This window comes from Streptomyces sp. NPDC006733 (assembly GCF_040636125.1).
GTDB lineage: Bacteria > Actinomycetota > Actinomycetes > Streptomycetales > Streptomycetaceae > Actinacidiphila.
The window spans coordinates 18,324-28,508 of record NZ_JBEYJD010000072.1 but is presented as its reverse complement, the minus strand read 5'-3'; the positions used below and the strand labels follow the sequence as shown (position 1 = coordinate 28,508).

Sequence of the window (10,185 nt, the reverse complement as noted above, 5' to 3'; positions counted from 1 at the left end):
CCCGGGCGTTTGTCGCGGCCGCCCCCCGGCCGGGGGGCCCGGGCCCCCCCGCCCCGCCCGGTCCCCTCCCACCAGCCAAGGAGTGGCCCCATGTCCCTGACCCGCAGAGCCGCCGTCCTGGGCGCCGCGGCCGCGGCCGCCGGTACCGTCACCGGCTTCACCCGTCCCGCGCCCCACCCCGCGCGGCCGTTCGGCCGCTACGGCTCGCCCGCCCGGCGCCGCGACGCGCGCACCCTGTACGTCGACCCGCAGGGCCGCGGCGACCACACCACCGTGCAGGCCGCCGTGTCCGCCACCCCGGACGCGCCCGCCGGGCCGTGGACGCTCGTGCTCGCCGCGGCGGTCTACCGCGAGACGGTCACCGTGCCCGCCGCCAAGACCGGCCTCACGCTGCTCGGCGCGACCGGTGCCGCCCGCGACACCGTCATCGTCCTCGACCACGCCAACGGGACGCCGAAGCCCGACGGCTCGGGCACCTACGGCACGTCCGGCTCCGCCACCACCACGGTCCAGGCCGACGGCTTCACCGCCCGTGACGTCACGTTCGCCAACGACTGGCTGCGCGCGGACCACCCGGAGATCACCGGCACCCAGGCCGTCGCGCTCAAGACCACGGGCGACCGCGCGGCCTTCCACGACTGCCGGTTCCTCGGCCACCAGGACACCCTGTACGCCGACACTCCCGCCAGGGCCGCCGTGGCCCGGCAGTACTTCCACCGCTGCTACGTCGAGGGCGACGTCGACTTCGTCTTCGGGCGCGCCACCGCCGTGTTCGACACCTGCCACTTCCGCACGCTGAACCGCACCGACCTTGCCTCCGCCCCGTACGGCTTCGTCTTCGCGCCCAGCACCGCCGTCTCCACCCCGTACGGCTACCTGGTCGTCCGCTCGCGGATCAGCAGCGCGGCCCCGGACGGGTACTACCGGCTGGCGCGCCCCTGGGTGCCCAGCTCGGACACCACCGCCGTCCCCATGCTGACCGTCCGCGACAGCCTGCTCGGGCCCGGCGTCAACGCCGCCGAGCCGTACGCGAACATGTCGGCGTCGTACCCCTGGCAGAGCCAGCGCTTCCGCGAGTACCGCAACTCCGGGCCGGGAGCGGCGATCCTGATTCCGGCCAACCGCCCGCAGTTGACCGCCGGTGAGGCGGCCGCGCAGACCCCGGCGGCGTGGTGCGGCGACTGGGCCCCGTGGCGCGAACGCCGCTGACCCGCCCGCCGGTGGAGGCGGTCGGGTCAGCGGCTCCGTCTTCGGCTGCCGCCGTCAGGCGGAGGACCGGACGACGAGTTCGGTCGGCAGGATGACGGTGGAGGGGTCCTCGCCGGAGATGCGGGAGAGCAGCACCCGCACCATCTCCGAGCTGATCCGGTCCCACGGCTGGCGGACGGTGGTCAGCGGGGGGCGCGTGCCCAGTGCGGCGGGGGAGTCGTCGAACCCGCCGACGGCGACGTCCTGCGGCACGCGGCGACCGGCCCGCTCCAGGGCGTTGAGGGCGCCCTGCGCCATCAGGTCGGAGGCGACGAAGACCGCGTCGAGGTCCGGGGCCTGCTCCAGCAGCCGGTCCATCGCCGCCTCACCGCTCGCCCGGCTGTAGTCGCCCTCGGCGACGAGCCGTTCGTCCGCGGGCAGCCCCACCTCGGCGAGCACCTCGCGGTAGCCGGCCAGCCGGTCCACCCCGCCCGGGGTGTCGAGCGGTCCGGTGACCGTCGCGATGCGGCGCCGCCCGGAGCGGTGGAGGTGGCGGACCATCTCCTGGGCGCCGTCGCGGTCGTCGGCGGCCACGTAGCTGACCTTCGACGTGTTGCCGAGCGGCTTGCCGCAGGCCACCAGCGGGATGCCCGCCTGCTGCAGCCGCTCGGCCATCGGGTTGCCGGAGTGGCTGGAGACGAGCAGGACCCCGTCCACGTGCCCCGCCGTGATGTACCGCGTTATCCTCCGCCGCTCGGACTCGGTGCCCGCGATCATCAGCAGCAGCGGGATGTCGTTCGCGGCGAGGGCCTGCGTGCAGCCGCGCAGCAGCACGTTGAAGTTCGGGTCCTCGAAGAACTTCTCCTGCGGCTCGGTGAGCAGGAACCCGACCGAGTCGGAGCGGCCCGTGATCAGGCTGCGGGCGTGCCGGTTGACGACGTATCCGGTCTTGCGGATCGCCGCGTTGACCGCCTCGAGTGCCGCCGGGCTGACGTTGATCCCGCCGTTGAGCACCCGCGAGACCGTGCCGCGGGAGACTCCCGCCTCGTGGGCCACGTCGTGGATCGTCGGGGGGCGGCGCCGGTCTGTACGGCTCATGCGGACATGTCCTTCGCGAAGGTGCAGTGCTGGTCAGGACTTTACGGCGCCGGAGAGCAGATCCAGGCTCCAGAACCGCTGAATGACGAGGAACAGTGCGATCAGCGGGACGATCGCCAGCAGCGCGCCGGTGATCACCAGGGTGTACAGGGCGGGGGCGGAGGCGCCCTGCTGCAGCAGGGTGTACAGGCCCAGGGTCACCGGGAACTTCTCGTCGTCGCCGAGCATGATGTAGGGCAGCAGGAAGTTGTTCCACACGGCCACGAACTGGAACAGGAAGACCGTCACCAGGCCCGGCACCATCACCGGCAGCGCGATGCGGGTGAAGATCCCCCACTCGCGCGCCCCGTCCATCCGGGCCGCCTCGATCACGTCGTCCGGGACGGCGGCGGCGGCGTAGATCCGCGCGAGGTAGATGCCGTAGGGCGACAGGATGCTCGGCAGCAGCACCGAGGTGTAGCTGTCGGCGAGCCCGGCCTTGGCCATCAGCAGGTACTGCGGGATGGCGAGGATGACCGGCGGCATCAGCACCCCGGTCAGCAGGACGTTGAAGATCGACTCGCGGCCCCGGAAGCGGTACTTGGCCAGCGCGTAGCCGCTGAGTGCGGAGACCGCCGTGGACAGCAGCGCGCCCACGCCCGCGTAGAACAGGGAGTTGAGCATCCACTGCCAGTACACGCCGTCGCGGTAGGCCGACAGCTCGGCGACGTTCTCGGTGAATCCGGTGCCGGGCAGGAAGGTGAAGGTCGAGAACAGCTCGCGGCTGCTCTTGGTCGACGCGATCAGGACCCAGGCGACCGGCAGCAGGCAGTACCCGGCGCCGGCCAGCAGGACGACGGTGGGGATCAGGCCGGGGCGGCGCGAGCGCCGGCTCGGCGGCGGGCCCTGGGCGGCGCCGGGCGTGGTCCCGGCGGCGGGCACGGTGCTGCGGCCGCCGGGGGCGGTGGTGGTGCTCATCGTGAGGCTCCCTGGGTGGTGCGGGAGTTGGCGGCCTTGAGGAAGCCGAAGGACAGGACGAGGGTCACCACGGCGATGACCACGGAGGTCGCGGCCGCCGAGTAGATGTCCCCGCGGACGAACGCGTCCTGGTAGACCTTCATCAGCGGGCTCCAGGTGGTGGAGATGGAGTTGGTCAGCGGCTTGAGGGTGGTCGGTTCGCTGAAGACCTGCAGGGTGGCGATGACGGAGAAGAAGAAGGTCAAGACGAGCGCGGGCGCCACCGTCGGGATCTTGATGCGCAGGGCGATCTGCAGCTCCGAGCAGCCGTCGATGCGGGCGGCCTCGTAGATCTCCACGGGGATCGCGCGCAGCGACGTGTAGATCACGATCATGTTGAAGCCGGTGCCGCCCCAGACCGCGATGTTGGCGAGGGAGCCGAACATCGCGCCGCCGGTCAGGAGATCGGGTGCGGGCAGCCCCGCCTTGCCGAGCAGGAAGTGGAACGGGCTGACCGTGGGCAGGTACAGGAAGCCCCACAGCAGCGCGGCGACGACGCCGGGAACCGCGTACGGCAGGAAGATCGCCAGCCGGGTGAAGCCGCGCAGCCGGGTCCGCTGGGCGTCGAGCATCAGCGCGAACACGAGCGCGAGCCCGAGCATGGCCGGGACCACGATCGCCCCGTAGCCGGCGATGCGCAGGGTGCCGTCGAGCAGCTCGCCGTCGTGCAGGACGCCGGTGTAGTTCGACAGGCCCGCCCACACCTCGTGGCGGGCGTTCCTGCCCAGGCCGAGGCCGCTGACCTCCACCTTGTGCAGGCTCAGGAAGACCGCGTAGCCGATGGGCAGGGCGAAGATCAGCGCGAACAGGACGGCCGCGGGGACGAGGAACCCGTACGGCGCGATGCGGGGCCCCGCGCTGCGCACACGTGCCGCGCGCGCGGGGGTGGCCTTCGTGGGGGCCGGTCGGTGAGGGGTCATGTTCAGGAGACCTTGAAACCTTGCTTCGTCATGTCGGCGACCGTGGTTTTCTGCATGGTGTCCAGGGCGGCGCCGAACGGCGACTTGTTCTGGGCGGCCTTGCCGAAGGCGTCCTTGAAGGCGCTGTAGGCGACGTTGACGTCAGGGCCCCAGGCGCCGGGGGCGGTGCTCTTCGCGATGCCGGCGGCGGTGGTGTAGAAGTCCGGCTGGTTGGCGAAGAAGTCGGGGGCCTTGGCCAGGGCGGTGCCGGTCTGGGCGGCGGTGGCGGCGGGGTAGATGCCGCCCTCCTTCACCAGGGCGGCGACCGCCACCGGGTCGGTGTTGAGCCACTTGGCGAACTTCGCGGCGGCGTCCTTGTGCTGCGAGTCGTTGGTGACGCCGGTGGTCGAGCCGCCCCAGCTGCCGGTCGTGCTCGCGCCCTTGGTCCACTGCGGCAGCGGGGCCATGGCCCACTTGCCCTTGGTGTCGGGGGCCGCGGAGGTCAGGACGCCCGGCGCCCAGACGGCGCTGACCCAGGCGATCTGGGTGCCGGTGTTGAGGGCCTTGTTCCACGCCGGGGTGTACATCGGCTGGTTGTCGACGGCCCCTTCCTTGACCAGGCCGCCCCAGAAGTCGGCGACCTTCTTCGAGGCGGCGTCGTCGATGCCCACGTTCCACTTCTCACCGCTGGTCGTCCACCACTTGGCGCCGGCCTGCTGGGCCAGGCCCGCGAACAGGCCGGGGTCGCCGCTGGAGAAGGTGGTCAGGGACTTCCCGGCGTCCTTCTGCTTCAGCGCCCTGGCGGTCGCGGCGAACTCGTCCCAGGTCGTGGGGACGGTCAGGCCGTACTGCCGGAACAGGTCCTGGCGGTAGTAGAACATCAGCGGCCCGGTGTCCTGCGGGATCGCGTACAGCGCGTCCGAGCCGAGGGTGGCCTGCTGCCACACGCCGTCCGCGAAGTCCTTCTTCGTGTCGCCGGCCTGCTTCGAGATGTCCGCGAGCACGTCGTTGCTGACCAGGGTGGGCAGCGCCTGGAACTCGGCCTGCACCAGGTCGGGGGACTTGTGGGCCTTCGCGGCCGTGATGATCTTGGTGACCAGGTCGTCGCCCGACGCCTGCTTCTTCACCGTGACCTTGATCTCCGGGTGCTGCTGGTTCCAGATGTCGACGACCTTGTCCAGGCCGGGCGCCCAGGCCCAGTAGGTGAGGCTGACCGGCCCGGTGTCCTGCGCCTGGCCCGCGCTGTCCGAGCTGCTGCCGCAGCCCGCGAGGAGGGCCGCGCCGACCGCGCCGGCCATGACCTTGGCAATGAGTGAGGTACGCATGGGCTCGCTTCCCTGACAAGGGCGGCCGCATCGGTACGGCTGCCTCCATGCACTGTGAGCGTTCACAGTAGAGAAACCTCTAGGACACTTGTCAATGGTTGTTTCCATGCGGTTATCTAGGCCGGGTCGCTGAATGAGCGACTGTGCACGTTCCCAAAATGATCCAGGAGTTCACATGCTGCCTCGCGTCCGTGGCTTGCTGTACGGCGGCGACTACAACCCCGAGCAGTGGCCGGAGGAGGTCTGGCAGGAGGACGTCCGGCTGATGCGCGAGGCCGGGGTGAGCATGGTCAGCGTCGGGATCTTCTCCTGGGCCCTGCTGGAGCCCGCGCCGGGCGAGTACGACTTCGGCTGGCTCGACCGGCTCCTGGACCTGCTGCACGCGAACGGCATCCGCGCCGACCTCGGCACCCCGACCGTCGCGCCGCCCGCCTGGTTCTACGCCGCCCACCCCGAGGCACTGCCCGTGTCCCGAGAGGGCGTGCGCTACGGCTTCGGCTCGCGCGGCGCGATCTGCCACAGCTCGCCGCACTACCGCCGCGCCGCCGCCGGGATCACCGAGCAGCTCGCCCGGCGCTACGGGCAGCACCCCGCGCTCGCGCTGTGGCACGTCCACAACGAGTACGGCGTCCCGGTCTCCGCCTGCTACTGCGCGACCTCCGCCGAGGACTTCCGGCACTGGCTGCGCGCCCGCTACAGCACGCTGCAGGCGCTGAACGCCGCGTGGGGCACGGCGTTCTGGGGCCAGCGCTACGGCGACTGGGCGCACATCGACGCCCCCCGGCTGACACCCACCGTCGCCAACCCCGCCCAGCAGCTCGACTACGCGCGCTTCTCCGACGAGACGGTCCGCGCCAACTTCACCGCCGAGCGTGACCTCCTGCACCGGCTGGCCCCCGGCGTCCCCGTCACGACCAACTTCATGACCGCCCTGAGCCAGTGCGACTCCATGGACTACTGGGCGTGGGGGCGCGAGGCCGACGTGGTCAGCAACGACCACTACCTGATGACCGACGGCCGGCGCACCCAAGTCAACCTCGCCATGGCCGCCGACCTCACCCGCTCGGTCGCCGGCGGCGCGCCCTGGCTGCTGATGGAGCACTCCACCAGCGGCGTCAGCTGGCAGCGGCGCAACCCCGCCAAGCGCCCCGGCGAGATGGCCCGCAACAGCCTGGCCCACGTCGCCCGCGGCTCGGAGGGCGCGATGTTCTTCCAGTGGCGGCAGTCCCGGTCCGGCGCCGAGAAGTTCCACTCCGCGATGCTGCCGCACGCCGGCACCGACAGCCGGATCTGGCGCGAGGTCGTGGCACTCGGCGCCGACCTGGCCGCACTCGCCGAGATCGCCGGCACCCGGACCGTCGCGGACGCCGCGATGGTGTGGGACTGGCAGTCCTGGTGGGCGCAGAAACTGGAATGGCGCCCCACCGAGGACCACGACGCGCGGGAGCGCGCCGACACCTTCTACGAAGCGCTCTACGACCGCCACCTGACGCTCGACTTCGCGCACCCCGAGGCGGACCTGTCCGGCTACCCCCTGGTCGTGGTCCCCGCCCTGTACCTCGCCACCGAGCGCGCGGGCGACAACCTGCGCGCCTATGTCGAGGGCGGCGGCACCCTGGTCGTGTCGTACTTCTCCGGCATCGTCGACGAGCACGACAGCGTGCATCCCGGCGCCCACCCGGGCGCGCTGCGCGACGTCCTGGGGCTGACGGTGGAGGAGCACGCGCCGCTGCTCGCCGGGGAGCGGGTGCGGCTGGCGGCGGACGGCCGGGCCGAGCTGGAGGCCGACGTCTGGACGGAGTTCGTCGTCCCGCGCGGCGCCGAGCCCGTGTGGTCCTACGCCGACGGCCCGGCCGCCGGGCACCCGGCCGTCACCCGCCACGTGCTGGGCGCGGGCACCGCCTGGTACGTCTCCGCCCGGCTCGGGGCGGAGGCGCTGGACGCGGTGCTGGCCGCCGCGTCGGCCGACGCCGGGATCGGCCCGCGCGACGAGCTGCCGCGCGACGTCGAGGTGGTGCGGCGCACCGGTGAGCACGGCGCGTACCTCTTCGTGATCAACCACACCGGCACGGAGACCAAGATCCCGTTGGAATCCGTCGGCACCGAACTCCTCACCGGCGAGCGCGCCGCGGGCCTGCTCGCCGTTCCGGCGGGCGCGGTCCGCGTGGTGCGGCTCGACGGCTGAGGCGGCAGGACCCTGGGAACCGACCTGGACCGCGGTGGGCGGCAACGGCTGGGACCCGGCCGACGCCACGTCGGGCAACGGGGGGGGGAGAACCAGGCCCTGTTCGACTACGGCGACCGGATTCTGCCCGCGGCGAAGTGGTTCGCCCACCGCTGATCCCGCTGCAGGCGTCGATGCGCCGGGGTGTGGACGACTATGCGTCTGGCAAGGGCGGAGCATAGCCCAACGCTCCGTGGTTTCGCCGGAAATCATATTACGTCCGCATCCGGCGCATCGCTGTGCGTAGTGTCTCGGTCACCGCAGTGCGGTTGAGTCGTCAACTGCCGCGAACCGAGGAGTCATTGGCGTGCCCGGAATCGATGAGTGCTTACTCGAAGCGATGGGCCTGCCCGGTGCGCGCGGCGCCGCCATCGTCGAGTGGACCACGGGGCTGGCGCTCGGCACTCTCGGCGAGTCCCCCACGGGCGATCACGAGACCACCGCGGTCGAGACGGCCGAACTGGCCCGCATGGCCGCCGAGCACACCGCCTTCGCGCCCCCCGGGGACGACGGCAGCGCCAAAGGGCCGTCCGTCGAGGACGTCCTCGTCACCACCCCCACCAGCTACCACCTGCTCTGCTTCGTCGACACCACCTTCGAGAGCAGCGTCTTCTTCCACCTGTGGCTCGACCGGGACGAGGGCAACCTCGCCCTGGCCCGGCTCCGGCTGCAGAGCCTGGCCGAGCGCCTGGTGCTCGGATGAGAGCGCTGAATCCCTCGATGCTGGTCCGGATGGCCGGAGACCGGGCCACCGGAGCGCTGCTGCGGGAGACCGGCACGGTCTACCTGCTCGACGGCAAGGTCGTCCACGCCGAGAGCCCCGCCGCCCCCGGCGTCGACGTCCTGCTGCTGGCCCGCCGCCGGCTCTCCGCCACCGAGTGGCAGGAGACGATCGACCGGGCGGGCGCCCACTGCCGGGTCGGCCGCAGCCTGGTGGAGAGCAAGCTGCTCACCGACGGGGAGCTGGAGATCTGCCACCTCGGGGCGGTCTTCGACGCCGCCTTCTTCGCGCTCGCCCCCAGGACCGGCCCGACCCGCTTCCGCTACGGCGCCACCCACTGGTTCGGCCCCGTGCGTCCGCTGCCCGCCGAGGCCGTCGAGCGCGAGACCCGGCGCCGGCAGGAACTGCTCGACCAGCTCTGGCCGCACCCCGAGGTGGACAGCGCGCCCGTCGTCCGCCACGAGGCGGCCGACAGCGCCGGGATCACCCGGCGGCAGCGTGCAGTCCTGGACCTCGCGGACGGCGTACGGACCCCGTTCACGATGGCCCGGCTGCTGGGCCGTCCCGCCTTCCACACCCTCGTCGACGTGCGCCGGCTGGCCGCCGCCGGGCATGTGCGCACCCCCCGGCGGTCCACGGCGGCCGGACCTTCCCCCATACCCGCCTGGGTCGCTGACCTGTCCGCGGACCCCGACGTATCCCTGCTGCGCCGACTGCGTGACGCATTGGAGGCAACCCTGTGATCTTCCGGACCCCCCATGAGGCACCGGCATCGCCGTCATGAGACGCGCACTGAGACAGCGCGCCGAAAGGAGACAGCTGATGGCGACGGAGGCCGATGTCCTGGAAGAACTCCGCAGGTTACGCGCCCGCGTTCCGCATCTCACCGGAGTCCTCGCGGCGAGTACCGACGGTCTGGTGGTGGCCCAGGACTTTCCCACCCCGGAGTCCGAGACCGTCGCGGCGCTCAGTGCGGCCGTGCTCTCGGTCGCCCTGCGCCTGGCGGACGGCACCGACCGGGGCGCGTTCCGGGAACTGCTGGTCCGGGGCGAGCAGGGCTATGTCGCGACCTACGCGGCGGGGGTGTCCGTCGTGCTGACCGCGTGGGCGGGGACGGACGCCAACGTGGGCAGGCTCCACCTGGAGGCCCGCCGGTGCAGCGCGCGCATCGCCGAACTCACCGCCGGGGCCCTGCTCCGACCCGAGACCCCTTGACCACCCCACCGATCCGACGCACCACCGACCGCACCACCTCGCACAGACCGGAAGGAAGTACCCGCTCATGACGAACATCGAGACCTCCCTCAAGGAAGCCACCACATCGATCGAGGGCACGCTGGGCGTCGCGCTCGTCGACTACACCAGCGGCATGGCCCTGGGCACGCTGGGCGGTGGCAAGGACCTCGACCTGACGGTCGCGGCCGCGGGGAACACCGATGTGGTGCGCGCCAAGGTGCGCACCATGGAGATGCTCGGTCTCAAGGACGACATCGAGGACATCCTCATCACCCTCGGCGGCCAGTACCACCTGATCCGCCTGATCAAGGGGCGGGGCAAGAACGGCCTCTTCCTCTATCTGGCGCTGGACAAGGGACGGGCCAACCTGGCGATGGCCCGGCATCAGCTCAAGCGGATCGAAGCGGATCTGGAGGTCTGACAGCCCGCCCACCGCGCGGCGGGGGGCCGGCGGGGGCCGCCCCCGCGCGCCGGGCGGTGGGGCGGGAGCGCCCACCG

At 72.0% G+C, this 10,185-nt stretch carries 10 protein-coding genes; 6 read left to right on the top strand and 4 right to left on the bottom strand.

Annotated features, from left to right (window positions below):
• The first annotated feature begins 90 nt into the window (after window positions 1–90).
• Window positions 91–1,209, top strand: a complete 1,119-nt coding sequence (locus ABZ721_RS37865) for a pectinesterase family protein (RefSeq protein WP_358793363.1) — start codon at window positions 91–93, stop codon at window positions 1,207–1,209.
• 54 nt (window positions 1,210–1,263) lie between these two features.
• Here ABZ721_RS37865 and ABZ721_RS37860 read toward each other — a convergent pair whose 3' ends face one another.
• The 4 genes from ABZ721_RS37860 to ABZ721_RS37845 are packed head-to-tail and all read right to left on the bottom strand — an operon-like array spanning window position 1,264 to window position 5,506.
• Window positions 1,264–2,286, bottom strand: a complete 1,023-nt coding sequence (locus ABZ721_RS37860) for a LacI family DNA-binding transcriptional regulator (RefSeq protein WP_358793362.1) — start codon at window positions 2,284–2,286, stop codon at window positions 1,264–1,266.
• Window positions 2,287–2,319: 33 nt separating this feature from the next.
• Window positions 2,320–3,243, bottom strand: a complete 924-nt coding sequence (locus ABZ721_RS37855; protein ID WP_358793361.1) for a carbohydrate ABC transporter permease — start codon at window positions 3,241–3,243, stop codon at window positions 2,320–2,322.
• The gene (locus ABZ721_RS37850; RefSeq protein ID WP_358793360.1) at window positions 3,240–4,202 is read right to left on the bottom strand and encodes a sugar ABC transporter permease; all 963 of its coding nucleotides are present in this window, start codon (window positions 4,200–4,202) and stop codon (window positions 3,240–3,242) included. The genes ABZ721_RS37855 and ABZ721_RS37850 overlap by 4 nt, the downstream gene beginning before the upstream one ends.
• Window positions 4,203–4,204: 2 nt before the next feature.
• On the bottom strand, window positions 4,205–5,506 hold the full coding sequence (locus ABZ721_RS37845) for an extracellular solute-binding protein (protein WP_358793359.1): 1,302 nt from the start codon (window positions 5,504–5,506) through the stop codon (window positions 4,205–4,207).
• Window positions 5,507–5,681: 175 nt separating this feature from the next.
• On the opposite strand from ABZ721_RS37845, the gene ABZ721_RS37840 reads away from it, so the two are divergent.
• The 5 genes from ABZ721_RS37840 to ABZ721_RS37820 all read left to right on the top strand — a co-directional run bounded on the left by ABZ721_RS37840 (window position 5,682) and on the right by ABZ721_RS37820 (window position 10,108).
• Window positions 5,682–7,691 (top strand): beta-galactosidase, encoded by a 2,010-nt coding sequence (locus tag ABZ721_RS37840; RefSeq protein ID WP_358793358.1) that lies wholly within the window; start codon window positions 5,682–5,684, stop codon window positions 7,689–7,691.
• Window positions 7,692–8,037: 346 nt separating this feature from the next.
• Window positions 8,038–8,433, top strand: a complete 396-nt coding sequence (locus ABZ721_RS37835) for a hypothetical protein (protein WP_358793357.1) — start codon at window positions 8,038–8,040, stop codon at window positions 8,431–8,433.
• Window positions 8,430–9,194 carry a transcriptional regulator gene (locus ABZ721_RS37830; protein ID WP_358793356.1) on the top strand — a complete coding sequence of 255 codons (765 nt, stop codon included), beginning with the start codon at window positions 8,430–8,432 and terminating at the stop codon, window positions 9,192–9,194. Before ABZ721_RS37835 ends, ABZ721_RS37830 begins: the two co-directional genes overlap by 4 nt.
• Window positions 9,195–9,231: 37 nt before the next feature.
• Window positions 9,232–9,666 carry a roadblock/LC7 domain-containing protein gene (locus tag ABZ721_RS37825; protein WP_358793355.1) on the top strand — a complete coding sequence of 145 codons (435 nt, stop codon included), beginning with the start codon at window positions 9,232–9,234 and terminating at the stop codon, window positions 9,664–9,666.
• Between the two features lie 67 nt (window positions 9,667–9,733).
• On the top strand, window positions 9,734–10,108 hold the full coding sequence (locus ABZ721_RS37820; RefSeq protein ID WP_358793354.1) for a hypothetical protein: 375 nt from the start codon (window positions 9,734–9,736) through the stop codon (window positions 10,106–10,108).
• Window positions 10,109–10,185: the final 77 nt, after the last annotated feature.